Source organism: Klebsiella michiganensis, assembly GCA_000963575.1.
GTDB classification, from domain to species: Bacteria; Pseudomonadota; Gammaproteobacteria; order Enterobacterales; family Enterobacteriaceae; genus Cedecea; species Cedecea michiganensis_A.
Genome location: CP011077.1, coordinates 3657663 through 3682885 on the forward strand (window position 1 = coordinate 3657663; position 25223 = coordinate 3682885).

The window sequence follows — 25223 nt, forward strand, 5'->3', positions numbered from 1 at the left end:
GGGCTCCTAACCTTTGCGCTGAAACATAACATTCCTGCGCCCGGTGAACTATGCTGGCAGGTAAATTACCCCAAACGTTTAATCCCTTACGCCGGAACCCACTTATGACAAGCAAAAAAATGGTCAGTCTCGTCAATGGCGTGCTGATTATGGCCGTGCTGCTGCCGGTCTTGCTTAGCATCTATCTGGCGCATAACAAGGCCGAGAAAACCTTCCACAGCGAGCTGGAAAATTACGCCGACCGCGCGCTGCTGCGTAGCAACAGAGTGATTGACCAGGCCACCGCCGCGCTCACACAAATAAACAGCTTCAGCGGCCAGTATTGCTCCCGCGGCCACCTGGATGCGATGCGCCGCGTCGCTTTCAATTACCTCTATATCCAGGAAGTGGTCTATATCGTCAATAACCGCACCGTTTGCTCGTCGCTTGAAACGACCCACGACGGCGCGAAGCTGGGCCCGCCCGACACCAGCGGTACAAAAGGCTTCTTCGCCTGGTACACCGACGTCACCGACCTGGGCTTTGAGCGCCCGATGATGTACATCGGCCAGTTACAGCATGTGGTGGTAATAGACCCGGTTGCCTTTATTGATGTGATCCCTTTTGGCCATAACCCGGTAGACGTGGCAATGGTCGGCATGCAGCACAACCGGCTCATCGCCAGCAACGCCCCGCTGCCGAATCGCAGCTGGGAGAGCGAAATAAGTAAAGGCACGGAGGCGTACTCGGACGGGAAAAACGACTATGTGATTCGCCGCTCATCAGAGCTGGGGCTGGCGATGATAGCCTGGGCACCCAGCGCCCCGTTGCAAACGGCCTGGTATAAGCAAATGCTGCTCTGGCTGCCGATTGGTATTCTCTTCAGCCTGAGCGCCGGCTGGTTTATCACCCGCCTGCTGCGACGCCTTGAATCTCCCCAGGCGCGCATTCAGGATGCGATTCGCGATCGGGAATTTACCCTCGAATATCAGCCCATAGTCGATTTGAAAACCGGGGAAGGCGTGGGGGCAGAAGCGTTAATCCGCTGGCGTCTACCGGACGGGAGTTTCATCAGCCCGGACATTTTTATTCCTATTGCCGAACAGGCTGGGCTGATTTCACAGATAACCGAACTGGTGGTTAAAAAAACCTTCACAGATCTCGGTGACTGGCTGCACGCCCACCCTCACCACCATGTCTCGATCAACCTCGCCCCGGCCGATGTGCTTAACGACAAGATTTTACAGGTCATCAAGCCCCTGTTGCTGAAGTACCAAATCAAAGCGGAGCAGATAGCGCTGGAGATCACCGAGCGCGGCTTCGCCAACCCGAAAGTCAGCGCCCCGATTGTGGCGAAATACCGCGAGGCGGGCCATCCCATCTACCTGGATGATTTTGGCACCGGCTACTCCAGCCTCAGCTACCTGCAGGATCTCGACGTCGATATTCTTAAAATAGACAAATCGTTCGTTGACGCGCTGGAGTACAAAAACGTCACGCCCTATATCATTGAAATGGCGAAAACGCTTCATCTGGCGACGCTCGCCGAAGGGATTGAAACCGCGGCACAGGCGGCATGGCTGCGAGAACACGGCGTTGCCTGGGGGCAGGGCTGGCTTTATAGCAAAGCCCTGCCTAAACAGGCCTTTATCGACTGGATTGCCCGTAACCGCGCCCTGAGCTGATCACTTCCGCAACAGCTGCTGGAGGCGCTGCTGCTGGCGCCTCTCCAGCCAGCCTTTCAGCAGGAACAAACGCAGGCCGCCCATCACCAGCAGCGCCCCCCAAATCAGCGTTGGCCACAGGAACCAGTTCTGGCCCGGCGAAGTCAGCCAGTTAATTGCGGCCAGGCCGGTACACACAATCGCCCACACCAGCACCGAACGGTAGAAGCGATACTCGCGGGCAACGCGGCGTTTAGCCTCAAGAATGCGCGTATTGAGCGCATCCTCTGGCTCACCGTCCGACTCATTATCGTTGTACAAATCCGTCACGTTGAGATCGAACGCCGCCGCAATCGCGCTCATGGTTTCCAGGCTCGCCTGTCCGCCATTCTCAATACGCTGAATGGTTCTGACGCTCAGGGAAGAGAGTTCGGCCAGCTGCTCCTGGGACCAGGCGCGGGACAAACGCAACGCTTTAATGTTGTTACTCATGGCTGGAGATCCTCGAATGATTTAACCCGCCCTGACTATGGCTCAGCCCGCGCCACTTCAACACGACAGCGGCCCGACATCAACCCGACATCAACCTGACATGAAGCTGACGACGAAAATGTGCCGCTTTTCGCCGGGCAAAAGCAAAGCAGATCATCGGCAGAGGCAAAGTGAACAGCAGCAGCAGCCACACCAAAGTATAAACCGCATCCACGCCGTCGTTTTGCAGGTTGGTATACAGCTTGACGGGGATCCCCTGAGGGAAATAGGCAAAAATCATCACGATGCCGAATTCTCCTATCGCCCGAACCCAGGCCACGGCAAGCGCGGATGCAAGGCCCGGAGCAGACATCGGCAAAGCAAGGCGCAGGAAGCGCTGCCAGGGCGATGCCCCCAGTGTACGACCGGCTTCAAGGATCTCCTTCGGTACCGCGGCAAACGCCGAGCGAGCGGCGGTAATAAAATAAGGCAGCGAGCCGTACACCTGCGCCAGCACAAAAGCCCCGGGGTTATTCACCAGCGTCAGCCCAAAGCGAGACAGCCATTCCCCCGCCAGGCTGTACGGCCCCCAGGCGGAAATCAGCAAAATCCCCATCGCCAGCGGCGGCGTTAACAGGGGAAGCAACACCAGGATCTCGACCAGCAGCCGTCGCCGACCTTTGGCCCAGGCCAGCCACCAGGCCACCGGCAGCCCCAGGGCGACAACAATCATCAGCGCGAGGCCGCCCAGCCCGAGGGAAACGGCAATCGCGCCGCCGTCGCCCCAGGCCAAATGAAACCCATGCCACGGCGTAACACCGAGCAATGTCGCAAACGGAATCGCCAGCAGCAACAACGCCGGTAGCGACAGCCACAGCGCCGGGCTGCGTATCATTGAGCGTAAATCGCCTGGCCTTTTGGTGCCGCATAGCCATTCGCTTTAAACAGCTTCTGGCCTTCGGCACCGCGCATAAAGTCGATAAACTTCTGCCCCTGCTGCACGCCGTTAGGGGCGTTTTTCAGCACGGCAGCGTAATAGACCAGCGGCTGGGTATGCAGCACCCGATCTTTCCCGGCGCTGTCCTTGATAGTGAAGCTCACGGTGTCATACCACTGTTTGGCTTCATCAGGGTTGCTGAGGTTGATCTCATCCGGCAGTGCGATGTACGGCAGTTTGGCGGAAATCACTTCGCTTTCATACCCGGCGGCGGCGTCAACCTGCCCGCTCTCCAGCCGCGTCAGCAGGCCACCCTCCAGGCTGACCTGAGCCGGGTTTTGCACTTCCCCCATCACCTGCTTCGCCGCGCCCGGCTGCTGGTAATATTTTTCCGCCAGCAGCAGCGTAAAGACAATATTCTGCCCTTTAGGATCGTTATACGGGTCGGTACGGCCAAACTTCAGCCCCGGCGTCGCCAGCACTTTCAGCCAGCTGGCGTCTTTGCCGCTCGCGGCGGCAAATTGCGGGGCGTATTTTCCTTTCGGGCTATAGGCGATAACCATGCTGGTACTGGCCACCGGCACGGCATCGTCAATCAACCCGGCATCTTTCAGAATTTGCATAGGGCCAGGGGTGATGGAGACAAACACATCGGCGGTAATTTTCTTGCTGGCGAGCAGTCGCGCCATCCCGTAAGCGCCCTGCCCCTGTCCCTGATAATCGCCGTGGTTTTCTTTTGCAAAGGCCGGGCCGAGGGACTGGTCCATGACCTTGCCCATCGAGCCTGCATAGGTGACGCGAATATCGGAAGAAGCCAGCGCCGAGGCGCTGAAAAGAAGTGAGCAAAGCGCCAGGGCGCCCGCGCTGCGTGCTGAAGTCAAAGCCATAGCATCCTCGTTATATATAAAAATACACAGCGATTATCCGCGCCGCTTCGCCGCTAAACAACGAGTTTGTATGATGAATTTATCTGCGGTTGAAGTTAAGAGGTACTCCCTCGGGGTTACTTCACCCCCAGCCGCTTCGCCAGCCGGTGAAGGTTGGCCACATCGACGCCAAGCTCCCGGGCGCTGGCCGCCCAGTTATTGCCGTTGCGGGCAAGCGCTGCAGCAACCCTGCCGCGCTGGAACTCATCGGTCGCTTCTCGCAGGCTGGCAGAGGGGGATGCCAAAGGTGGGGTGTCTGGTTCATGGGCGACCACATCCCCCCGACCAGACAGCTGGAAATGTTGGGGCTGAAGCACGGGCTCCCCCTGAGGAGAGCCGGCACGGGCCAGAACAATCGCGCGATAAATGGCATGCTCCAGCTCGCGAATGTTCCCCGGCCAGCCATACTGCGTGAGGTGCGCGCGAGCCGCTTCGCTAAGCACAACCTGCTTCAGCCCCATCTTCGCGCGGCTTTGCTCGCAGAAAAAACCGGCCAGCAGCGCAATGTCCTGCCCACGCTCGCGCAGCGGTGGAACGTGCAGCGGAAAGACGCTGAGGCGGTGAAACAGGTCGGCGCGGAACTCGCCGGCCAGTACCTGCTGACGAAGATCGCGGTTAGTGGCGGCCAATACCCGAACGTCCACGCGCTGGCTGCGATCGTCCCCCACCCGCTGAATATCGCCGTACTGCAGCACCCGCAGCAGCTTGGCCTGAAGCGCCAGCGGCAGTTCACCGATTTCATCGAGGAACAGCGTGCCGCGATCCGCCATTTCAAACTTGCCGGTGCGGTGATGAATCGCCCCGGTAAAAGCCCCCTTCACATGACCGAACAGCTCACTCTCCGCCACGCTTTCCGGCAGCGCGGCGCAGTTAAGATAGACCAGCGGACTTGCCGCCCGGGCAGAACCGGCATGGATCGCCCGCGCCACCAGCTCTTTTCCGACCCCCGTTTCGCCGGTTATGAGCACGTTCAGGTCCGAACTGGCAACGATATCGATCTCTTTTTTCAACTGGCTGATACCCGCCGAGCGACCAATCATCTCCCCGGCAGCTCCCCGAGAAATAGCGGGCTGCACCGTGCCCTCGGGGGTTTGCTTCTCAAGCTGTTCCAGCAGCAAAGCATTATTCAGCGCCCCGGCCGCCAGCACGCCTATCAGCCTGAGCTCCTCATCGCTGAAACTGTCGAACTGATAAGGATCCATGCCGTCCACGGTCAGCGCCCCGATAAGCGTCTGGTCGGCGAACAGCGGTAACCCCAGGCAGGCGTGAACCTTTAGCTCTTCGTGGTCTGGAATAAGGCCGTCATAAGGATCGGGCAGCTCGCTGTCGGCCGGGAAACGCACCACGTCCCCTGCGCGGGCAATAGCCTCCAGGCGCGGATGAGCGTCAACGGCAAAGCGCCGGCCCAGCACATCAATGGCAAGGCCGTCTATCGCCAGCGGGTAAAAGTGTCGCGACTCGTAGCGCAGCAGCGCCGTGGCATCGCCGCCAAGCAGCTTTCTCAGGGTACGGATGACGCGGGAAAAGCGGTCTGAATGGCTGATACCGCTCTGCAGTTCGATAGCAATGGCGGCGAGAGAAGACATCGACAGGCTCATGGTGAGGCTCCGGGAACGCGGGCGTTCAGCTTACGCCCGAGTAGTCAAAATGACAAATGACTGAGTCATTATGACCAAAATAAACATTGTCATTATGACAATAAAAATCAGCACGTAAAATAATAAACAATTAAAAATCAAAGCATTAAAAAACTGGCACGATACTCGCAATAACACAGCCATTGAAGCACTTAACGCTATGACATCAATGAGGTTCTCAATGGCAATTCAGGTTAAAAACAACATTCAGTGGGTTGGGCAACGTGACTGGGAAGTGCGTGATTTTCACGGCACGGAATATAAAACGCTGCGCGGCAGCAGCTACAACAGCTACCTCATTCGTGAAGAAAAAACCGTCCTGATCGACACCGTCGACCATAAGTTCAGCCGCGAGTTTGTGCAGAACCTTGAGCGTGAAATCGACCTCGACACGCTCGACTACATCATTATCAATCATGCGGAAGAGGATCACGCGGGCGCGCTGACAGAGCTGATGTCACGCATCCCACACACGCCAATTTACTGCACGGCCAACGGCATTGATTCCATTACCGGGCACCATCATCACCCGGAGTGGAACTTTAACGTGGTGAAAACCGGCGACAGCCTGGACATCGGCAATGGAAAACAGCTTATTTTTGTCGAAACACCTATGCTGCACTGGCCGGACAGCATGATGACTTACCTGACCGGCGACGCGGTGCTGTTCAGCAACGACGCCTTCGGCCAGCATTACTGCGACGAACACCTGTTTAACGACGAAGTGGATCAGACCGAGCTGTTCGAGCAGTGTCAGCGCTACTACGCCAACATCCTGACGCCGTTCAGCCGCCTGGTAACGCCGAAAATTACCGAAATCCTCGGCTTCAGGCTGCCGGTGGAGATGATTGCCACTTCCCACGGCGTGGTCTGGCGCGACAACCCGACGCAAATCGTTGAGCTGTACCTGAAATGGGCCGCCGATTATCAGGAAGACCGCATCACGCTGTTCTACGACACCATGTCCAATAACACCCGCATGATGGCGGACGCCATTGCCCAGGGCATTCACGAAGTTGATCCCCGCGTGGCGGTGAAAATCTTCAACGTGGCCCGCAGCGATAAGAACGAAATTCTGACCAACGTGTTCCGTTCCAAAGGCGTGCTGGTCGGCACTTCCACCATGAACAACGTGATGATGCCGAAAATCGCCGGACTGGTAGAAGAGATAACCGGGCTGCGATTCCGTAATAAACGCGCCAGCGCTTTCGGGTCCCACGGCTGGAGCGGCGGCGCGGTAGATCGCCTTTCTACCCGCCTGCAGGACGCCGGGTTTGAAATGTCCCTCAGCCTGAAGGCGAAATGGCGCCCGGACGGCAACGCGCTGGAGCTTTGCCGTGAGCATGGCCGCGAACTAGCCCGTCAGTGGGCGCTTTCCCCGCTGCCGGTGGCTGAGGCCACGGTCGCGCCGAAAGCCGAGGAAGCTGCGCCAGCCTCCCGTAGCGCAGACCTGGGCCCTTGCATGCAGTGCAGCGTTTGCCAGTGGATTTACGATCCGGCCCAGGGCGAGCCGATGCAGGCCGTTGAGCCAGGCACACCGTGGCGCGAAGTGCCCGACAACTTCCTGTGCCCTGAGTGTTCGCTGGGAAAAGATGTCTTCGACGCGCTGGCAACGGAGGCAAAATGAACAACGGTATCGTGATAATCGGCTCGGGCTTCGCCGCCCGCCAATTGGTGAAAAATATCCGTAAACACAGCGCAGAGGTGCCCATCCGGCTGATTGCCGCCGACAGCGCCGACGAGTACAACAAACCGGATCTGAGCCACGTCATCAGCTTAAACCAGCGAGCCGAGGCAATGACCCGCCAGCAGGCTGGCGCGTTTGCGGAGCAGTTCAACCTGACGCTGCACGCCAATAGCTGGGTCAGCAGCCTTGACCCAAAAAATAAACGGGTCAAGTGTGGCGAGCAGTACTGGCACTACGACAAACTGGTGCTGGCGACCGGCTCCTCCGCCCTGTTGCCACCTGTTTCCGGCAAAGAATTGATGACAACGCTCAACAGCCAGCAGGAGTATCAGGCCTGCGAAACCCGGCTGCGTGACGCCCGGCGGGTGATGATCCTCGGCGGCGGGCTGATCGGCAGCGAGTTGGCGATGGATTTCTGCCGCGCGGGCAAAGAGGTTGTGCTGGTGGATAACGCCAGCCACCTGATGGCATCCCTGCTTCCGGCTGAAGTCAGCGGCCGCCTGCAATCCCGCCTGAACCAGATGGGCGTCGAGCTGCTGTTTAACCAGCAACTGGCGGCGGTGAGCCAGGCGGAGTCAGGGCTGTGCGCCACGCTCAACAACGGGCGCGATCTGCCAGTCGATGCGGTAGTCTCTGCCATCGGCCTGCGCCCAAACGTTGGCCTGGCCCAGCATGCAGGGCTCGAGGTTAACCGCGGCATCCAGGTGAACAGCCGGCTGCAAACCTCTGACCCGGATATTTACGCCCTCGGCGACTGTGCGGCCATCGACGGTAAAGTGCTGCCGTTCCTGCAGCCGATTCAGCTCAGCGCCATGACGCTGGCAAAAAACCTGCTCGGTGCGAGCGACCCACTTTCCCTCCCGGCGATGCTGGTCAAGGTGAAAACGCCGGAGATGCCGCTGCACCTGGCCGGGGAAACCCAGCGCCGCGACCTGACCTGGCAGATTACCGCCAGCCAGCAAGGTCTGATTGCCAGAGGGATGGACGCCGCGCAGCAGTTAAGGGCGTTTATCGTCAGCGAGGAGTATATGAAGCAGGGGTTTAGTTTGGTGCGGGAGCTGGCATCAGCGTCCTAAGCATGGTCGTTTCTATGCAAACATGGCTCAAGTTCCGTTCACCTTAAGTGCAGTTTTATATGTTGCCACCGCATCGGTGAACGTCTCAGGGGAATCACCGTCATTCCCCTGAGAACCCGGACTCCCGGCGAAATAAATCGACCGCTGAAGCGGCAGACCTCCGTTTTATCTCCCAGTCCTGGGTCGGCTGAGATGCGTTCCCGACGCTCTCAGCCTCCGGCCGTTCCCGACGGCCGGACCCTGGCCAGTCGGAGAGAAAACGGAGGCGATTTAAGCCGGAATCGGGCCTCGCTTTTAACCCGGGACTGACTTCAGCCACAGCAGTGCGGCTTTCCCTCACCCTACCCCTCTCCCGGAGGGAGAGGGAATAAAAAACCCGCCACCGCTTGTTTTCTCCCTCGCCCCCTTGGGGAGAGAGGCAGGATGAGGGGCAAATTTTTACAACCCTTCCACTTTCTCCAGCGCCGCCCGCACACTCTCCGGCGACAGCGCTACCGGCAGCGCATGAATCGACTCCCCGGCCTGTAAAGTACGGGCAATCACCTTATCCACGTCAGCCCGGTTGTGAATATCCACATCCAGCAGCGCCAGTTTGGTTGGTAAATTGAAACGCTTATAGGCCTGCGTTAGCTGTGCCAAAACATCGTCCTGCCCCAGCAGCGCGCTCTGCACCAGAATTCCGTAGGCCACTTTAGTCCCGTGCAAGAAACGGTCGGTTTGCGGCAGCGTCGTCAGGCCGTTATGTACGGCATGCGCGGCAGCAACGCGGGTGTAGCGCTCGCCCAGGCCACCCACCATGCCGCCTCCGGCAATAATCGCCTCAACTACATCCAGGAATGCCTGACTTGACCTGCCCTGCCGCTGATCTTCCAGCGCCTGCTCGCTGCTCTCCAGCAGAACATCGCGGATCGCCAGCGCCGCACCGATGCCAAGACGCACGGTGAGCGGCAGATTCTCAGGCCGCGGGCTGAGCACCACTGCTTCGTACCACTTCGCCAGCGTGTCTCCAATCCCGGCCAGCAGATATTCCTGGGGCGCACGCAGGATAATTTCCGGCTCCACCAGCACCAGGTGATTGGCATCGTTGAAAATCTCGAAGCGCAGCGCCTGCCCGGCATCGTTGTACCACACGGACAGTGGCGTCCAGGCCGCGCAGGTTGCCGCGATGGTCGGGATCGCCACGACCGGAGCATTCAAACGACGGGCCACCACCTTGACCGTATCCAGCAGCGCTCCGCCGCCGAGGCCGATCACCACCTGCCGCTCGCCGGACTCCGCCACCAGCGTCTGGACGTCGCTTTCGCTGCAGTGCCCACCAAACTGAATATGCTTCGCCCCGGGCAGCGAAAACGCGTCCGGCAGGAAAGGACGCGCCGCCTGAAAGGCACGCTCGCCGTAGATCCACACGGCGTTATTCAGTTGCTCTTCGCTGTAAAACTCAGTCAGACGGGCAAGGCTGCCGGGGTGTGAATAGTAATTAGCGGGGCCGGTAACCACGCGGATAGCGGTGCTGGTCATGATGCATTTCCTTTTCTTCGCTGGCGGGATATATTCTATGCCGATGATATGTCCAGACATCTGGACGGCTAATATCATTTTGCTTTATCTTATGTCTTTTCGTTCATTGCCCGCAACCCAGAAGGCCGCTAAAAATTCGACAGATCAATTCATTAAACCCGGAAGCCGCCGCCGCTATGACTACGCTTAACCGCCTTGAGATGCGAGAAATCTCTATCGCCTTCGCGGGCTTTAACGCGCTGAGCCAGGTAAATTTCCGGCTGGATGGCGGCTCGGTCCATGCATTGACCGGCGCGAACGGCGCGGGTAAATCCACGCTGATGGCGGTGCTTTCCGGCGCGCACGATCATTACCAGGGCGAAGTCCTGATCGACGGTGAGACGGTGACTATCCGTAGCCCGAGAGACGCCAAGCTTTTGGGGATCCATCTGGTGCAGCAGGAGGTGGACGCTGCCCTCGTGCCGGGCCTTAGCGTGGCGGAAAACATCATGCTCGATAAGCTGGCCGAAACGGGGCATGTCTACCGCTGGTCGAAAATTTACCGACAGGCTCGCGAAGCGCTGGCGCAGCTCGAGGTGGAAATAGACGTCAAAAAGCGCATTGAGCAATGCACCCTGGCGGAAAAACAGCAAATCCTGCTGGCCCGGGCGCTCTCTCATCATTGCCGTTTTTTGATCCTCGATGAACCCACCGCCCCGCTGGACAGCCAGGAAAGCGAGCATCTTTTCCGCGTCGTGCAGCGGCTACAAAACGGTGGCATCGGCGTGGTGTTTATCTCCCACCGTATCCATGAACTGAAAGCTATTTGCGACCAGATGACGGTCCTGCGCGACGGCAGGCTGGTAGACAGCGGCCCAATGGGGCATCTGAGCGGCGAAGAGATTGTCGAGAAAATGCTGGGCCACCAGTTAGACGATATTTATCCCCCTCACCGCCCGTCGGTTGAGGGCGACACGCTGCTGGCGGTTGAAGGCCTGCATGACGATTCGCTGCTGCACAACATCTCATTGCGCCTGCGCAAAGGCGAAATTCTGGGTATTGCAGGCCTGGCGGGAGCCGGGAAAACCGAGCTTTGCAAAGCGCTGTTCGGCGCTACCCGCAGCACGCTTGAGCGCGGCGAATTAAAAGGCAGGAACTGGCGCCCGACCGACCCGGCGGACTCCGTCGCGCGTGGCATCGTGCTGGTGCCGGAAGAACGGCGCAAAGAAGGCATTTTTATCGACGAGTCGGTCACCATGAATCTCGCCGTCAGCGCCGACAGCCAGTTTACCCGCTGGGGGTTGTTCGACTACCGCAAAGCCAGGCGCTGGGCGGAGGAAACCATTCAACAGTTGGGCATTCGCACCAGCGGTCCGGCGCAAACGCTGCGCCGCCTGTCCGGCGGCAATCAGCAAAAAGTAGCCATCGGCAAATGGCTGCGCAACGAAGCCGACGTGCTGATTTTTGACGAGCCGACCAAAGGCGTGGACATCAAAGCTAAAACCGACCTCTTCGTGCTGATTGACCAGCTTGCCCGCCGTGGAAAAGGGGTGATTTATGCCTCAGGCGAATTTGCCGAACTGGTCGGGCTGTGCGACCGCATCTGCGTCCTGTGGGACGGGCGCATCGTCGCTGAACTGGACGGCCATCAGGCCACCGAAGAAACCTTATTACTCTACTCCACCGGAGGAACACCCGCGTGAGCAAAGCATTATCCCTTAAGGCCAGCGCGTCCGGCCGCCAGCAGTTTTTTGACTTTCTCTACAAATGGGGGATGTTGCTCACCGTGGTTGCTCTGGTGGCGCTGTTCGGCATCGCGTCCGACAGCTTCCTTGAGCCGAACAACATCATCAATATTCTGCGCTCCATCGCCATCGTGACGGTGATTGCCATCGGCGTGTCTATCTCTCTCACCGTTGGCGGCTTTGATTTATCCGTCGGCTCGACCGCCTCGCTGGCAAACGCGCTGGTGATTTCGCTGTTCGTCTGGCACGGCTTCGGCACCACCGAGGCGATTCTGATCACTCTGGTGCTGTGCACCCTGGTCGGGCTGTTCAACGCCTTCCTCATAGTGGTGCTCAAAATTCCCGACATGCTCGCCACGCTTGCCAGCCTGTTTGTTATTCAGGGCGTGGCGATGACCTACAGCTACGGCGGCTCGATTACCGAAAACATGGTGCTGCCGAGCGGCGACATGGCCGAGGGCACTATTCCGGCCGCCTTTGGCCTGCTCGGGCAGGTGCCAACCATCGTAATTATTATGCTGGTGGTCACGCTGGTCGCCCAGCTCGCACTCTCACTGACCAAGCATGGCCGCCGGATGTACGCCATCGGCGGCAACCCGGAGGCGGCTCGCCTTTCCGGCATTCGCACCATCCGTTATCGCGTGGCGGCCTACGTGCTGGCCTCACTGCTGGCGGGCCTGGGTGGCATCCTTCTGGCTTCCCGGATTGGATCTTCACAGGTCAATGCCGGCGGCGGTTACCTGATGGACGCCGTGGCCGCCGCCTGGATCGGTTTCTCTCTGGCAGGTTCTGGAAAACCTAACGCGCTGGGCACGCTGGTGGGCGCGGTGATTCTGGGCGTGCTGCAAAATGGGCTGGTGATGCTCTCCGTGCCCTACTACGCCATGGACATTATTAAAGGCCTGGTGCTGGCTGCAGCGCTGGCGATTACTTACATACAACGACGCTAAAACAACACTTCACACAGGGTAACGACCATGAAAAAACTGACCACTTCACTGCTGGCGCTTAGCCTGCTTGCTGCTCTGCCGGGCCACGCCGCTACGCCAACGCCGGTGCCGGAAAAAATCGCCGCCCACGACGGCCCGATCCGCATCGCCGTTATTCGCAACCTGGGTTCCGACGACAACACCACGCAGTTTGTCGCCGGGGCAGTTCAGCAGGCCAAAAAACTGGGCTTCAAAGTCAGCACATTTCTGAGCAACGGAGACGATGCCCGCTTCCAGGACTTTGTAAACCAGGCGATCAGCCAGAAGTATGACGGGATTATTCTTTCTCAGGGACGCGATCCTTACTCCACCGAACTGGTGAAAAAAGCGGTGGCCGCAGGCATCGCGGTGTCGGTCTTTGATACCGCCGTGAACGGCACCATTCCCGGCGTGACCGTAACCCAACAGGACGACGCCTCGCTGACCAGCCTCTCCTTCGGCCAGTTGGTCAAAGATTTCAACGGTAAAGCCAACATCATCAAGCTGTGGGTGGCCGGTTTCCCACCGATGGAGCGCCGCCAGACCGCCTATCAGGAACTGCTGAAAGCCAACCCTGGCATTAAGGAGCTGGAGTCCATCGGCGCGGTTTCCTCCGACGTGCAGGGCGACACCGCCAACAAAGTGGGCGCGGTGCTGGCGAAGTATCCGAAAGGCAAAATCGACGCTATCTGGGGCACATGGGACGCCTTCAGCCAGGGGGCTTATAAAGCGCTGCAGGAAAACGGCCGCACGGAAATTAAGCTCTATAGCATCGATGTTTCCAACCAGGACATTCAGCTGATGCGTGAGGCTAACAGCCCGTGGAAAGTCAGCGTGGCGGTAGATCCTAAGCTGATCGGCGCCACCAACGTGCGCCTGGTGGCCTATAAGATTGCCGGGGAACAAACTCCGGCAACCTACGACTTTAAAGCGGCGGCCATTCCTCAGGCCCTGTTGGCCAGCCAGCCAGGTCCGGTCAACGTCACTTCGCTGGGTAAAATCATTCCAGGCTGGGGCCAGACCGACGACTTTATCGCGCCGTGGTTCGCCACGCTTGAAGCGAAAAATAAATAAGGAGTCGCGCAATGGCACTGCCACAACCCGAATACAGCCGCAATATGCGGCTGATCGGCCATAGCGATCAGGGGGGAAAACCGGACGGCGTACAGCTGATGGTGCACCGGGGCTATGCGTATATCGGCCATATGGTGTCGCAGGGCTTTTCGATTGTTGACGTCCGCGATCCTAAAAACCCGAAAGCGGCGGGCTTCGTGCCCGCGCCGCCGGGTACCTGGAATATTCACCTGCAGGCGCACGACGATCTGCTGCTGGTGATTAACGCCCGTGACCTGTTTGCCGACGTGCGCTTCGCCGATGAAAAGGTTTACTACACCAAATCGGTTGGCGAAACGGTTCGCGACGTGCAGGACAAAGGCTGGAGCGCCGGGTTACGCATTTTTGATATCTCCACGCCGGACAAACCCAAAGAAATCAGTTTCCTGTCGCTGAGCGGCATCGGCATTCACCGCTGCTGGTATGTGGGCGGCCGCTGGGCCTATGTTTCCGCGTTGATCGATGGGTTTAGCGATTATATCTTCCTGACTATCGACCTCGCCGACCCGCGAAACCCGCAGGTCGCGGGCAACTGGTGGCTGCCGGGCATGAACACCGCCGCAGGCGAGCAGCCCACCTGGCCGGAAGGAAAACGCTATGCGTTACACCACGCGATTATCAGCGGCGACACGGCATATGCCAGCTGGCGCGACGGCGGCCTGACGCTGCTGGACGTTTCCGACCGCTCGCAGCCGCAGCTCATCAGCCACCGCAACTGGAGCCCGCCGTTTGGCGGCGGGACGCACACGGCGCTGCCGTTGCCTGACCGAAATTTGCTGGTGGTGCTTGACGAAGCGGTACTGGACAATCAGGCGGACGGCGAGAAGCTGATTTGGCTGTTCGATATTCGTGACCCGTCGAATCCGGTCAGCATCTCCACGTTCCCGCAGCCGGATGAGATTGATTATGTGGCGAAAGGCGCCCACTTCGGCCCGCATAACCTGCATGAAAACCGCCCCGGCAGTTTTATCAGCGATACGCTGATTTTCGCGACTTATCAGAACGCGGGCGTAAGAGCTTACGATATTTCGAACCCGTACCGGCCGATAGAAACAGGTGCGCTGGTGCCCGCCGCCCCGGAAAAAATGATGGATACTCGCCCTGGCCGCCCACGGGTGATCCAGTCCTGCGATGTCTTTGTGGACGCTCAGGGGATTGTGTACAGCACGGATTATAACGGCGGGCTGTCGATTATTGAGTATTTGGGGTAGTTTGCCCCTCACCCCGTCCCTCTCCCCGCAGGGGAGAGGGAGAGAGCATACGACGGCAGGTGTTCTTTATCCCCTCCCCACAGGGGAGAGGGAGAAAACATACGACGGCAGGCGTTCTTTATCTCCTCCCCACAGGGGAGAGGGAGAAAACATACGACGGCAGGCGTTCTTTATCCTCTCTCCACAGGGGAGAGGGAGAGAGCATACGACGGCAGGCATTCTTTATCCTCTCTCCACAGGGGAGAGGAAGAGAGCATACGACGGCAGGCGTTCTTTATCCCTTCCCCACAGGGAAGAGGGAGAAAACATATAACGGCAGGCATTCTTTATCCTCTCTCCACAGGGGAGAGGGAGAGAGCATACGACGGCAGGCATTCTTTATCCTCTCCCCACAGGGGAGAGGGAGAAAACATACGACGGCAGGCATTCTTTATCCCCTCCCCACAGGGGAGAGGGAGAGAGCATACGACGGCAGGCGTTCTTTATCCCCTCTCCCTTTCAGGGAGAGGGTTAGGGTGAGGGTAAAAAACCAGAAGTGAAGCACTGAATACAATTTAAAGTGAACGCAGCAGCAAACTCACCCCTTCTGCCGAACTCTGGCTATAAACGCATCCACCGAATCCACCTGTCCGGCAATCAGAATCAGGAACTTGCCCAACTCAATCGCATGGCTGATACAGGCCAGGCGAGCAGCTTCATCCTCAATACTTTCCAGATCGGCGACGTGAGACAAACCAACCGAGCGGCGAATCAGTTCGGTGCCGCAGAAGCCCACCGCATCCCCCCAAACTTTCTGCAAATAGTGCTCAACGTAGCCTTCAGCTGCCAGCGCCGCGTCGCGTGTTTTAGCGCGGGCAAGCGCCGTAAAGCGCTCTGAGAAGCTCAGCCACAGTTCCTGAATATCTTTCAGGCGCTGCTCGCGCTGGCTGGCGGCATCCCGCGGGCCAAAATGTCCCGGCAGCGCACAGTAGTTCAACAGCAGGTTGCCGATGGCGGTCCCAAGATCAAATCCGATCGGGCCAACGTAGCCAAATTCAGCATCGATCGCTTTCAGGCTGCCTTCCGCCACGAAAATCGACCCGCTGTGGATATCACCATGCAGCAGCGCCTCGGCGCTGGAGAAGAATTTATGCTTCAGTAAAGCTACGGCCAGCTTCAGGTCAGTGTCGTTCCGCAGGGCGGCAACCTGCTGCTCCAGCGCGGCCGGGTAATTATTTCGGGCATGGATCTGATACGGATCGTTAAAGAACAGATCCTCGGTGATTTCGCACATTTCCGGGTTGATAAAGCGAGCAACCAGCGCTTTCTTATCATGCGGATGCAGATAAAAATCCGACGTGTGGAACAACGCCTTGGCCAGGTACTCTCCAAGCTGGCTAGCCGCCTGCGGATAGTAAACGCCCTTCACCAGCTCGCCGCGCCAGATGCGATGGCTGGAGAGATCCTCCATCACCATCACCGCCAACTCAGGGTCGTAATGCACCACGTTAACCGTGTGCTCCGGGCTGTGCTGATAGTGCTCCACCAGGGTTTGTGCCTCAAGGCGAGCGCGATCCAGCGTCAGCGGCCAAGACTCGCCCACGCAGCGCACATACGGCAGCGCCTGCTTAACGATAGTCCGGCTGACGCCCTGAGTATCAAAGATTTTAAACACCAGATTAAGGTTGCCGTCGCCCACTTCCTGCGCCTCCACCAGCTCAGACGGCGTCTGCAGCCCGCCAAACTGTTGAGCATAGGCCACTGCGTCAGCGGCGGTAAAAGTGCGGTATTGCGACATGGCGATCCTCTCAGAAAATAAAGTTAATTAAGACGTTTGGACGTCTATACATCTGGAAGTCATGTTGGCACAATATACCGCAACAACGCAACATGGAATTAACACGAATGCATAATTTAAAAACCACCAGCCTTGAAGTGCGTGACAACCAGCTTTGGATCCTCGACCAGCAGGCGCTGCCGCAGCAGAAAAACTGGCTCCCGGCGCACACCGTGGCCCAGTTGGTTGCCCATATTCACGCCCTCAGCGTGCGTGGCGCGCCGCTAATCGGTCTTTCCGCCAGCCTGCTATTGGCCCTGCTGGCGGAGCAAGGGCTAACAAAAGTTCAGCTCGCTGAAGCGCTGGAAACCCTGCGGGCATCCCGTCCGACGGCGGTGAATCTGATGAATAACCTCGACCGTATGAAGTTGGCGCTGGCGCAGGAAAACTTTACTGCTGCGCTCGAAGAAGAGGCGCTGCGCCTGGTGGCGGAAGACAAAGTCCTGTGCGACAACATCGCCCGCGCGGGTGCCGCGCTGGTTAAGCCCGGCAGCCGCCTGCTGACCCACTGTAATACCGGCGGCCTTGCTACCGCCGGGGTAGGCACCGCATTGGGCGTTATTCAGCGGGCATTTAATGAGGGTAATGTCGCCAGCGTTTGGGTGGATGAAACTCGCCCGCTGCTTCAGGGCGGCAGGCTTACGGCCTGGGAGCTGGGTGAACTCGGCATTCCGTACCAGTTGATTTGCGATTCAATGGCCGCCAGCCTGATGGCGAAAAAGCAGGTGGACGCTATCTGGGTTGGCGCGGACCGCATCGCCGCGAACGGTGATGTGGCAAACAAGATCGGTACATACAGCCTGGCCGTGCTGGCGCATTACCACGGCGTTCCGTTCTATGTTGCGGCCCCGCACACCACGCTCGACAGAAACTGTCCGAACGGCGAAGCCATTCCGATTGAGCAGCGTGCGGCCAGCGAAGTGACCGGCGTGGCGGGCAGTTTTGGCAGCGTGCAGTGGGCGCCAGAAAACGCAAGCGTGTATAACCCGGCCTTTGATGTAACCCCGGCGGAGTTAATTAGCGGCTGGATTCTGGATACGGGCGTGGTGACGCCGGATCAAGTTCGGGATGGGGTATTTTTGCCTAAGAAATAATGCCCCTCATCATGGCCTTCTCCCCAGAGGGGAGAAGGCCTAGAAAGCACTACAAACTCACTATTTCCCCTCTCTCCTTTCCTGAGAGAGGGTCAATCACGGCCTACGGCAAACGTGGGTAAGCATCCGCAATCGCATCACCGGTAAAGTGTGCCACCCAGCCTTCCGGATTATCGAAAATACGAATCGCGGTAAAATGCGGCTCCGATCCCATATCAAACCAGTGCGGTGTCCCCGCCGGGACGGAAATCAGATCGTTCTTCTCGCACAGGATCTGATACACCTTGTCGTCCAGGTGCAGGCAGAACAGCCCCGCGCCTTCCACGAAGAAACGCACTTCATCTTCGCCATGGGTATGCTCGGACAGGAATTTGGTCCGCAACACATCTTTCTGAGGGTTATCCGCACGCAGGCTAATAACATCCCAGCTCTGATAGCCCTTCTCCGCCACCAGCTTGTCGATCGCGTGCTGATAAGCGTGAATCACCGTGTCCGGCGTTGGGTCATTCCCTAAATCCTGGTTCGCTTCCCAGCGTTCAAAACGCACATCTTTTGCGTTCAGCTGCTCGCGAATCTCTTGCGCGTCCGTGCTGTGCCATACCGGCTCCTTTGCTTCGGTATCGGTAAAAATGGTCAATGCGCTCATGAAGAAAACGACTCCGGATTAATGTGGTCGAAACGGTTTACCTGGCGATGGCGGCTGACGTCATCCGCCTCGCCGCGAATAAGCTGCACGGTTTGCCAGCCGGCTTCCCGTGCGGCATCCAGCTCCTGGTGAATATCTGACAAGAACAGCAGCGCCTCAGGTGCCACGCCGATCTCCGCCGCGATGTTGCGGTAGGACTGCGCTTCACGCTTGGCCCCAACGTGGGTGTCAAAATAGCCGCTGAACAAATCAGTAATATTACCGGCGTCGCTGTAGCCAAAAAGCAGCTTCTGCGCCGCCACCGAGCCGGATGAATAGACATACAGAGCAATACCCTGCTGTTTCCAGGCCTTCAGCGCGGGCAGAACGTCATCATAGAGATGGCCGGTGAAGTCTCCATTCACGTAGCCTTCCCGCCAGATAAGGCCCTGCAGCGCCTTTAGCGCGGTAGATTTACGATCTACATCCATGAAGCTAAACAACGTCTCAATCAGCCGTTCAATATCCGCCTGCGGTTCATTAATTTCCGCCCGCAGGTCATTGAGTATTGGGGCTATTTCGTTTTGCTGCTCGCGAACAAAACCTGCAAGGCGTTCGCGGGCATACGGGAACAGGATGTTGTGCACAAAGCGAATGTCGCTGGTGGTGCCTTCAATATCGGTAACAATGGCGCGAATCATCATTTCTCCAGCCGTTAGCGCTGCGTTATGTTGGCAACTAAGGTCATTATTATTTAGACGTCTAAGCGTCTTGATTGCTAAATCTTAACATCGTGTTATAGTCCCGGCAACACAGGGAAACACACGCACCACGTTAAGGTCGAAGAATAATGAGCCACTCCCCTTTGATTCCAGAAAGCAAACTGCCGGCGCTTGGCACCACCATTTTCACGCAAATGAGCGCGCTCGCGCAGCAGCACAATGCGATTAACCTCTCCCAGGGCTTCCCGGATTTTGACGGCCCGCGCTACCTGCAGGAACGCCTGGCGTTTCACGTAAGCCAGGGCGCGAACCAGTACGCACCGATGACCGGCGTTCCGGCCCTGCGTGAAGCTATCGCCGAGAAAACCGAAGCCCTGTACGGCCACAGGCCGGATGCCAATACCGATATCACTGTCACGGCTGGCGCAACCGAAGCGCTTTACGCCGCCATCACCGCGCTGGTTCGCCCGGGCGATGAGGTAATTTGCTTTGACCCGAGCTATGACAGCTATGCCCCGGCAGTGACGCTTTCCGGCGGTATTCTGAAGCGTATTTCCCTCCAGCCGCCGCACTTCCGCGTCGACTGGCAGGCGTTTGCCGCCCTGCTGAGCGACAAAACTCGTCTCGTCATTCTTAACACGCCGCACAACCCGTCCGCTACCGTCTGGCGCAAAAGTGATTTTTCCGCGCTGTGGCAGGCCATTGAGCAGCACGACGTTTACGTGCTAAGCGACGAAGTGTATGAGCATATCTGCTTTGACGAAGAAGGCCATGCCAGCGTGCTGGCTCACCCGCAGCTGCGCGAGCGTGCTATCTCTGTGTCCTCTTTCGGCAAAACGTTCCATATGACAGGCTGGAAAGTGGGTTACTGCGTGGCGCCGGCGGCCATCAGCGCCGAGCTGCGTAAAGTGCATCAGTATCTGACGTTCGCGGTGAATACCCCGGCGCAGCTTGCGATTGCCGACATGCTGCGTGCTGAGCCGGAGCACTACCGCGAACTCCCGGAGTTTTACCGCGCGCGCCGCGACCGCTTTGTTGAGGCGCTGTCCGACAGCCGGTTCGAAATTCTGCCCTGCGAAGGTACTTACTTCCTGCTGGCCGACTACAGCGCAATCTCCGATCTCGACGACGTGAGTTTCTGCCAGTGGTTAACCAAAGAAGTGGGTGTGGCGGCGATCCCGCTGTCAGTATTCTGCGCGGATGCTTTCCCGCATAAGCTGATTCGCCTGTGCTTTGCCAAGCAGGAAGCGACGCTGGACGCCGCCGCAGAAAGATTACGTAAAGTCTAAAGCGACATTCCCCGTCGCCGGACGGGGAAAACTACAGGCTGAGGATCTCTTTGACGAACGGAATGGTGAGCTTGCGCTGGGCGGTAATTGAGGCGTGATCGAGCTGATCGAGCGTCATAAACAGGGTACGCATTTCACGATCGAGACGCTTCAACAAAAAGCGCCCCACATCTTCCGGCAGCTCAAACCCTCTCAGCCTGGAACGCAGCTGAAGCGCCTGAAGCTTATCGTCATCGGAAAGCGGCTGCAGCTTGTAGATTTGCCCCCAATCCAGGCGAGAAGCCAGGTCAGGCAACTGCAGATTTAGCTGGCGAGGCGGCCTGTCGCCGGTGATAAGCAGGCGTGTTTTACCGGACTCCAGAATACGATTATAAAGATTGAAAATCGCCATTTCCCACGGTTCATCTCCGGCCACGCATTCGATGTTGTCGATGCAAACCAGCGACAGCTGCTCCATCCCATCAAGCACTTCCGGCACAAACCAGGTACGCTTATCCAGCGGCACATAGCCCACGGCTTCACCACGCTGGGAAAGCTCTGCGCAGGCCGCATGCAGCAAATGGCTGCGCCCGCCGCCTTCACGCGACCAGAAATAGATGTACCCGCTGTGATCCTGACGGAGTACCGCCTGCAGGGCGGCTAATAAAGAAGGGTTGTCACCCGGCCAGAAACTCGCAAAGGTTTCATCGTCGGGAAGATAGAGTGGCAGTGAGAGCTGTGCCGGCGTATTCAGAAGTACCTCAACCATAACAGGCAGAAAATCGAGACGAGTCTAACACAGTTTTGGGGCAGGATAGAACCGGGCGAGGATCCGCCCGGTGGCTAAACGATCAGTGGTGAGCCTCGTTGTCTTTCGCATCCAGCACCACTTCTTCCGGACGCAGTATGCTGATAACTTTGAAAATAAGGCTCAGCCCCACGCCGACGATGGTCGCCAGCGCCATGCCTTTCAGCTCTGCAGCCCCGATGTGCACCTTCGCCCCGCTCACCCCGATGATCAGGATCACGGAAGTCAGGATCAGGTTTTGCGCTTTGCTGTAATCCACTTTGGATTCGATCAGCACGCGAATACCGGAGGCACCGATCACGCCGTACAGCAGCAGAGAAACGCCGCCCATCACCGGCACCGGGATGATTTGAATCGCGGCCGCCAGCTTGCCCACGCAGGACAGCAGAATGGCGATAATCGCCGCGCCGCCGATAACCCAGGTTGAGTACACGCGAGTGATCGCCATAACCCCGATGTTTTCACCGTAGGTGGTGTTTGGCGTAGAGCCAAAGAAGCCGGAGAACACGGTAGAGATACCGTTGGCAAACATTGAGCGGTGCAGGCCCGGGTCGCGAATCAGGTCTTTTTTCACGATATTCGCGGTGACCACAAGGTGACCGACATGCTCGGCAATAACCACCAGCGCCGCAGGCAAAATGGTGAAGATGGCGAACCATTCAAAGCGAGGCGTATAGAAGGTTGGCAGCGCGAACCAGTGCGCTTCGCGGATTGGCGTCACGTCTACCACGCCCATGGCGAAGGAGAGCGCGTAGCCCGCCAGCACGCCGATGAGAATCGGGATAATGGCCATAAAACCACGGAACAGTACGGAGCCAAACACCGTTACCGCCAGCGTCACCAGCGAGATAATAATGGTAGTGGAATCCGGGGATGTGCCTTCCGCTGGCAGCAGTCCGGCCATGTTGGCCGCCACACCAGCCAGTTCCAGGCCGATGACGGCAACAATCGCCCCCATCGCCGCCGGAGGGAACATTACGTCCAGCCAGCCGGTACCGGCTTTTTTCACAATCAGCGCCACAATGCAAAACAGCACGCCGCACATAATAAATCCGCCGAGCGCCACTTCATATCCCAGCGGCAGCAGCAGCAATACCGGGGAGATAAACGCGAAGCTGGACCCCAGGTAAGCCGGGATTTTTCCCTTACAGATGAACAGGTAAAGCAAAGTGCCGATGCCGTTAAACAGCAGCACCGTGGCCGGGTTGATGTGGAACAAAATTGGCACCAGCACGGTTGCGCCGAACATGGCGAACAGATGCTGCAGGCTCAACGGAATCGTTTGCAGTAAGGGCGGGCGTTCACTTACCCCAATGGCGCGGCGGGTCATGTTGTTTTCCTCTACGTGTTATTTTTAACGAACGGTGTTTGCTGCAATCAAAAAAAAGCCGACTTTCAAAGTCGGCTGATGAATCTTATTTAGTTCCGAATATCTTATCGCCCGCATCACCGAGGCCAGGAATAATGTACCCGTGCTCGTTGAGGCCCTGATCGATAGAAGCGGTGTACAGCTCTACGTCCGGGTGCGCTTTTTCCAGCGCGGCGATGCCTTCCGGCGCAGCAACCAGAACCAGCACCTTAATGCTGGTGCAGCCCGCTTTTTTCAGCAGGTCGATGGTGGCAATCATAGAGCCGCCGGTCGCCAGCATCGGGTCAACAACCAGCGCCATGCGTTCTTCTATATTAGAGACCAGCTTCTGGAAGTAAGGTACTGGCTGCAGGGTTTCTTCATCACGGTAAACGCCGACGACGCTGATACGCGCGCTTGGTACGTTTTCCAGCACGCCTTCCATCATGCCAAGGCCGGCACGCAGAATCGGCACAACGGTAATTTTCTTGCCTTTGATCTGGTCGACTTCCACCGGGCCGTTCCAGCCTTCGATGGTGACTTTCTCGGTTTCCAGATCAGCAGTGGCTTCATAGGTGAGCAGGCTGCCTACTTCAGAGGCGAGTTCACGAAAGCGCTTGGTACTGATGTCTTGCTCGCGCATCAGGCCCAGCTTGTGTTTGACGAGTGGGTGTTTCACTTCCACGATCTTCATACTCTTTCTCCCCCGAGATAGTTGGCTACCACAAAAAAAATCGCCGGATTATACCGCTTTTTTGCCGCTGCGCTACAGCTAATGGGATGATCGAGATCAACCGGACTGGATTGAGTCTATCTCAGGAATTATTTTCTTGCCGATGATAAGAGGCTCGCAAACGTTTGCCTGCACTGTTAGAATTGCCGCGTTTTTTATTTTATGCCACCCGTGGGGAACGTACAGTGACCGATAAAACCTCTCTCAGCTATAAAGATGCCGGTGTAGATATTGATGCTGGTAACGCTCTGGTCGACAGAATTAAAGGCGTAGTGAAAAAGACCCGCCGCCCGGAAGTGATGGGTGGATTGGGCGGTTTCGGTGCGCTGTGCGCGTTACCTCAAAAATATCGCGAACCGGTTCTGGTTTCCGGCACCGACGGTGTGGGCACCAAGCTGCGTCTGGCCATGGATTTAAAACGCCACGACGCTATCGGCATTGACCTGGTGGCCATGTGCGTCAACGACCTGGTGGTTCAGGGCGCCGAGCCGCTGTTCTTCCTCGACTACTACGCCACCGGCAAGCTGGACGTGGATACCGCCGCAAGCGTTATCACCGGCATCGCCGAAGGCTGTCTGCAGTCAGGCTGCTCGCTGGTCGGCGGTGAAACCGCTGAAATGCCGGGCATGTACCACGGTGAAGACTACGACGTGGCCGGGTTCTGCGTCGGCGTGGTTGAGAAGTCTGAAATCATCGACGGTTCTAAAGTTGCCGATGGCGATGTCCTGATTGCGCTGGGTTCAAGCGGCCCGCACTCCAACGGCTACTCGCTGGTGCGCAAAGTGCTGGAAGTAAGCGGCACCGACCCGCTGACTACCGAACTGGAAGGGAAACCGCTGGCGGATCACCTGCTCGAGCCAACCCGCATTTACGTGAAAAACATCCTTGAACTGATTGAAAGCGTGGATGTTCACGCCATCGCTCACCTGACCGGCGGCGGCTTCTGGGAAAACATCCCGCGCGTGTTGCCGGACAACACCCAGGCCGTCATCACCGAGTCATCCTGGCAGTGGCCGGCGGTCTTCAACTGGCTGCAGCAGGCCGGCAATATCAGCCGCCACGAAATGTACCGCACCTTTAACTGCGGCGTGGGCATGGTCATTGCGCTGCCGGCGGCAGAAGCAGATAAAGCCGTCGAGCTGATGCAGGCCAAAGGTGAAAAGGCGTGGAAAATCGGTATTATCAAGGCATCTGATTCCGAAGAGCGCGTGGTTATTGAGTAATGAAACACATTGTGGTGCTGATTTCCGGTAACGGAAGCAATCTGCAGGCGATCATTGACGCCTGCCAGCAGAAAAAGATTAACGGCACCATCAGTGCGGTGTTCAGCAATAAAGCCGATGCGTTCGGACTGGAGCGCGCCCGCGAAGCCGGGATCCCCACCCACGCTCTGGCGGCAAGCGAGTTTGCCAGCCGCGAGGCGTTTGACCGCCAGCTAATGCAGGAGATCGACGCCTACGCGCCGGACGTTGTGGTGCTGGCGGGTTATATGCGCATTCTCAGCCCGGCCTTTGTGGCGCGCTACAGCGGTCGTTTACTCAACATTCACCCTTCCCTGCTGCCAAAATACCCTGGCCTGCATACCCACCGCCAGGTGCTGGAAAACGGCGACGAAGAGCACGGCACTTCCGTGCATTTTGTTACCGATGAACTGGACGGCGGCCCGGTCATTCTGCAGGCCAAAGTGCCGGTATTTGAAGGGGATGATGAGGACGAAATCACCGCCCGCGTTCAGCATCAGGAACATGCGATTTACCCGCTGGTCGTAAGCTGGTTCCTCGACGATCGCCTAAAAATGCGCCAAAACGCCGCCTGGCTTGATGGCGTGCAGCTGCCCCCGCAGGGGCATGCAGCAGAATAATTTAACTAAAAAGGGCTTCGGCCCTTTAACGTTATGA

Annotated in this window: 23 protein-coding genes; 12 read left to right on the forward strand and 11 right to left on the reverse strand. The window is 57.9% G+C overall.

What is annotated here, in order from left to right; translation table 11 throughout:
* The first annotated feature begins 104 nt into the window (after window positions 1–104).
* Window positions 105–1664, forward strand: coding sequence for a hypothetical protein (locus VW41_16850; GenBank protein ID AJZ90574.1), 1560 nt, complete (start codon window positions 105–107; stop codon window positions 1662–1664).
* Here the strand turns inward: VW41_16850 and VW41_16855 are convergent, their stop codons facing one another.
* The 4 genes from VW41_16855 to VW41_16870 all read right to left on the reverse strand — a co-directional run bounded on the left by VW41_16855 (window position 1665) and on the right by VW41_16870 (window position 5575).
* The gene (locus VW41_16855; GenBank protein AJZ90575.1) at window positions 1665–2135 is read right to left on the reverse strand and encodes a DNA-binding protein; all 471 of its coding nucleotides are present in this window, start codon (window positions 2133–2135) and stop codon (window positions 1665–1667) included. It lies immediately after the preceding gene.
* A gap of 79 nt (window positions 2136–2214) precedes the next feature.
* Entirely contained in the window at window positions 2215–3009 is a 795-nt protein-coding gene (locus VW41_16860; protein AJZ90576.1) for a sulfate ABC transporter permease, read from the reverse strand.
* Complete coding sequence (locus VW41_16865) at window positions 3006–3938, reverse strand: ABC transporter substrate-binding protein (protein ID AJZ90577.1); 933 nt, start codon at window positions 3936–3938, stop codon at window positions 3006–3008. The genes VW41_16860 and VW41_16865 overlap by 4 nt, the downstream gene beginning before the upstream one ends.
* A 116-nt stretch (window positions 3939–4054) precedes the next feature.
* Window positions 4055–5575 carry a transcriptional regulator gene (locus VW41_16870; protein ID AJZ90578.1) on the reverse strand — a complete coding sequence of 507 codons (1521 nt, stop codon included), beginning with the start codon at window positions 5573–5575 and terminating at the stop codon, window positions 4055–4057.
* Between the two features lie 220 nt (window positions 5576–5795).
* Here VW41_16870 and VW41_16875 point away from each other — a divergent pair, with 220 nt between their 5' ends.
* Together VW41_16875 and VW41_16880 are read left to right on the forward strand one after the other, a co-directional pair.
* On the forward strand, window positions 5796–7241 hold the full coding sequence (locus VW41_16875; GenBank protein AJZ90579.1) for a nitric oxide reductase: 1446 nt from the start codon (window positions 5796–5798) through the stop codon (window positions 7239–7241).
* Complete coding sequence (locus VW41_16880) at window positions 7238–8377, forward strand: NADH:flavorubredoxin oxidoreductase (protein AJZ90580.1); 1140 nt, start codon at window positions 7238–7240, stop codon at window positions 8375–8377. Before VW41_16875 ends, VW41_16880 begins: the two co-directional genes overlap by 4 nt.
* Before the next feature lie 438 nt (window positions 8378–8815).
* Here VW41_16880 and VW41_16885 read toward each other — a convergent pair whose 3' ends face one another.
* Entirely contained in the window at window positions 8816–9895 is a 1080-nt protein-coding gene (locus VW41_16885) for an oxidoreductase (GenBank protein ID AJZ90581.1), read from the reverse strand.
* On the opposite strand from VW41_16885, the gene VW41_16890 reads away from it, so the two are divergent.
* The 5 genes from VW41_16890 to VW41_16910 are packed head-to-tail and all read left to right on the forward strand — an operon-like array spanning window position 9894 to window position 14911.
* Complete coding sequence (locus tag VW41_16890; GenBank protein AJZ90582.1) at window positions 9894–10085, forward strand: hypothetical protein; 192 nt, start codon at window positions 9894–9896, stop codon at window positions 10083–10085. The two genes, VW41_16885 and VW41_16890, sit on opposite strands and share 2 nt — an antisense overlap.
* Entirely contained in the window at window positions 10072–11577 is a 1506-nt protein-coding gene (locus VW41_16895) for an ABC transporter (GenBank protein ID AJZ90583.1), read from the forward strand. Before VW41_16890 ends, VW41_16895 begins: the two co-directional genes overlap by 14 nt.
* Complete coding sequence (locus tag VW41_16900) at window positions 11574–12569, forward strand: sugar ABC transporter permease (protein AJZ90584.1); 996 nt, start codon at window positions 11574–11576, stop codon at window positions 12567–12569. The genes VW41_16895 and VW41_16900 overlap by 4 nt, the downstream gene beginning before the upstream one ends.
* A gap of 27 nt (window positions 12570–12596) precedes the next feature.
* Window positions 12597–13661: a sugar ABC transporter substrate-binding protein gene (locus VW41_16905; GenBank protein AJZ90585.1), complete on the forward strand. Its 1065-nt coding sequence runs from the start codon at window positions 12597–12599 to the stop codon at window positions 13659–13661.
* 11 nt (window positions 13662–13672) lie between these two features.
* Complete coding sequence (locus tag VW41_16910) at window positions 13673–14911, forward strand: signal peptide protein (protein AJZ90586.1); 1239 nt, start codon at window positions 13673–13675, stop codon at window positions 14909–14911.
* Window positions 14912–15488: 577 nt separating this feature from the next.
* Here the strand turns inward: VW41_16910 and VW41_16915 are convergent.
* Window positions 15489–16688: a methylthioribose kinase gene (locus VW41_16915; protein AJZ90587.1), complete on the reverse strand. Its 1200-nt coding sequence runs from the start codon at window positions 16686–16688 to the stop codon at window positions 15489–15491.
* 107 nt (window positions 16689–16795) lie between these two features.
* Here VW41_16915 and VW41_16920 point away from each other — a divergent pair, with 107 nt between their 5' ends.
* Entirely contained in the window at window positions 16796–17821 is a 1026-nt protein-coding gene (locus tag VW41_16920; protein AJZ90588.1) for a methylthioribose-1-phosphate isomerase, read from the forward strand.
* 103 nt (window positions 17822–17924) lie between these two features.
* On the opposite strand, the gene VW41_16925 is transcribed toward VW41_16920, so the two are convergent.
* Both VW41_16925 and VW41_16930 read right to left on the reverse strand, forming a co-directional pair.
* Window positions 17925–18467, reverse strand: a complete 543-nt coding sequence (locus VW41_16925) for an acireductone dioxygenase (protein ID AJZ90589.1) — start codon at window positions 18465–18467, stop codon at window positions 17925–17927.
* Window positions 18464–19147 (reverse strand): haloacid dehalogenase, encoded by a 684-nt coding sequence (locus tag VW41_16930; GenBank protein ID AJZ90590.1) that lies wholly within the window; start codon window positions 19145–19147, stop codon window positions 18464–18466. Before VW41_16930 ends, VW41_16925 begins: the two co-directional genes overlap by 4 nt.
* Window positions 19148–19296: 149 nt before the next feature.
* On the opposite strand from VW41_16930, the gene VW41_16935 reads away from it, so the two are divergent.
* Complete coding sequence (locus VW41_16935) at window positions 19297–20457, forward strand: methionine aminotransferase (GenBank protein ID AJZ90591.1); 1161 nt, start codon at window positions 19297–19299, stop codon at window positions 20455–20457.
* Window positions 20458–20488: 31 nt separating this feature from the next.
* On the opposite strand, the gene VW41_16940 is transcribed toward VW41_16935, so the two are convergent.
* The 3 genes from VW41_16940 to upp form a co-directional block, all read right to left on the reverse strand.
* Complete coding sequence (locus VW41_16940) at window positions 20489–21205, reverse strand: DNA replication initiation factor (protein AJZ90592.1); 717 nt, start codon at window positions 21203–21205, stop codon at window positions 20489–20491.
* A gap of 82 nt (window positions 21206–21287) precedes the next feature.
* Window positions 21288–22574, reverse strand: coding sequence for a uracil transporter (locus VW41_16945; protein ID AJZ90593.1), 1287 nt, complete (start codon window positions 22572–22574; stop codon window positions 21288–21290).
* An 85-nt stretch (window positions 22575–22659) separates the two neighbouring features.
* Entirely contained in the window at window positions 22660–23286 is a 627-nt protein-coding gene (gene upp / locus VW41_16950; protein AJZ90594.1) for a uracil phosphoribosyltransferase, read from the reverse strand.
* Window positions 23287–23510: 224 nt separating this feature from the next.
* Between upp and VW41_16955 the strand changes: the two genes are divergently transcribed.
* Together VW41_16955 and purN are read left to right on the forward strand one after the other, a co-directional pair.
* Window positions 23511–24548: a phosphoribosylaminoimidazole synthetase gene (locus tag VW41_16955; protein AJZ92010.1), complete on the forward strand. Its 1038-nt coding sequence runs from the start codon at window positions 23511–23513 to the stop codon at window positions 24546–24548.
* Complete coding sequence (gene purN, locus VW41_16960; GenBank protein ID AJZ90595.1) at window positions 24548–25186, forward strand: phosphoribosylglycinamide formyltransferase; 639 nt, start codon at window positions 24548–24550, stop codon at window positions 25184–25186. The genes VW41_16955 and purN overlap by 1 nt, the downstream gene beginning before the upstream one ends.
* Window positions 25187–25223: the final 37 nt, after the last annotated feature.

Excerpts from the sequence above, each read along its gene's own strand:
- VW41_16875 (AJZ90579.1), top strand. The coding sequence starts at position 5,796 with ATGGCAATTCAGGTTAAAAACAACATTCAGTGGGTTGGGCAACGTGAC.
- VW41_16920 (AJZ90588.1), top strand. The coding sequence starts at position 16,796 with ATGCATAATTTAAAAACCACCAGCCTTGAAGTGCGTGACAACCAGCTT.
- purN (AJZ90595.1), top strand. The coding sequence starts at position 24,548 with ATGAAACACATTGTGGTGCTGATTTCCGGTAACGGAAGCAATCTGCAG.
- VW41_16885 (AJZ90581.1), bottom strand. The coding sequence starts at position 9,895 with ATGACCAGCACCGCTATCCGCGTGGTTACCGGCCCCGCTAATTACTAT.
- VW41_16930 (AJZ90590.1), bottom strand. The coding sequence starts at position 19,147 with ATGATTCGCGCCATTGTTACCGATATTGAAGGCACCACCAGCGACATT.
- VW41_16935 (AJZ90591.1), top strand. The coding sequence starts at position 19,297 with ATGAGCCACTCCCCTTTGATTCCAGAAAGCAAACTGCCGGCGCTTGGC.
- VW41_16910 (AJZ90586.1), top strand. The coding sequence starts at position 13,673 with ATGGCACTGCCACAACCCGAATACAGCCGCAATATGCGGCTGATCGGC.
- VW41_16855 (AJZ90575.1), bottom strand. The coding sequence starts at position 2,135 with ATGAGTAACAACATTAAAGCGTTGCGTTTGTCCCGCGCCTGGTCCCAG.
- VW41_16865 (AJZ90577.1), bottom strand. The coding sequence starts at position 3,938 with ATGGCTTTGACTTCAGCACGCAGCGCGGGCGCCCTGGCGCTTTGCTCA.
- VW41_16940 (AJZ90592.1), bottom strand. The coding sequence starts at position 21,205 with ATGGTTGAGGTACTTCTGAATACGCCGGCACAGCTCTCACTGCCACTC.
- VW41_16860 (AJZ90576.1), bottom strand. The coding sequence starts at position 3,009 with ATGATACGCAGCCCGGCGCTGTGGCTGTCGCTACCGGCGTTGTTGCTG.
- VW41_16880 (AJZ90580.1), top strand. The coding sequence starts at position 7,238 with ATGAACAACGGTATCGTGATAATCGGCTCGGGCTTCGCCGCCCGCCAA.
- VW41_16915 (AJZ90587.1), bottom strand. The coding sequence starts at position 16,688 with ATGTCGCAATACCGCACTTTTACCGCCGCTGACGCAGTGGCCTATGCT.
- VW41_16890 (AJZ90582.1), top strand. The coding sequence starts at position 9,894 with ATGATGCATTTCCTTTTCTTCGCTGGCGGGATATATTCTATGCCGATG.
- VW41_16895 (AJZ90583.1), top strand. The coding sequence starts at position 10,072 with ATGACTACGCTTAACCGCCTTGAGATGCGAGAAATCTCTATCGCCTTC.
- VW41_16905 (AJZ90585.1), top strand. The coding sequence starts at position 12,597 with ATGAAAAAACTGACCACTTCACTGCTGGCGCTTAGCCTGCTTGCTGCT.
- VW41_16850 (AJZ90574.1), top strand. The coding sequence starts at position 105 with ATGACAAGCAAAAAAATGGTCAGTCTCGTCAATGGCGTGCTGATTATG.
- VW41_16925 (AJZ90589.1), bottom strand. The coding sequence starts at position 18,467 with ATGAGCGCATTGACCATTTTTACCGATACCGAAGCAAAGGAGCCGGTA.
- VW41_16870 (AJZ90578.1), bottom strand. The coding sequence starts at position 5,575 with ATGAGCCTGTCGATGTCTTCTCTCGCCGCCATTGCTATCGAACTGCAG.
- upp (AJZ90594.1), bottom strand. The coding sequence starts at position 23,286 with ATGAAGATCGTGGAAGTGAAACACCCACTCGTCAAACACAAGCTGGGC.
- VW41_16945 (AJZ90593.1), bottom strand. The coding sequence starts at position 22,574 with ATGACCCGCCGCGCCATTGGGGTAAGTGAACGCCCGCCCTTACTGCAA.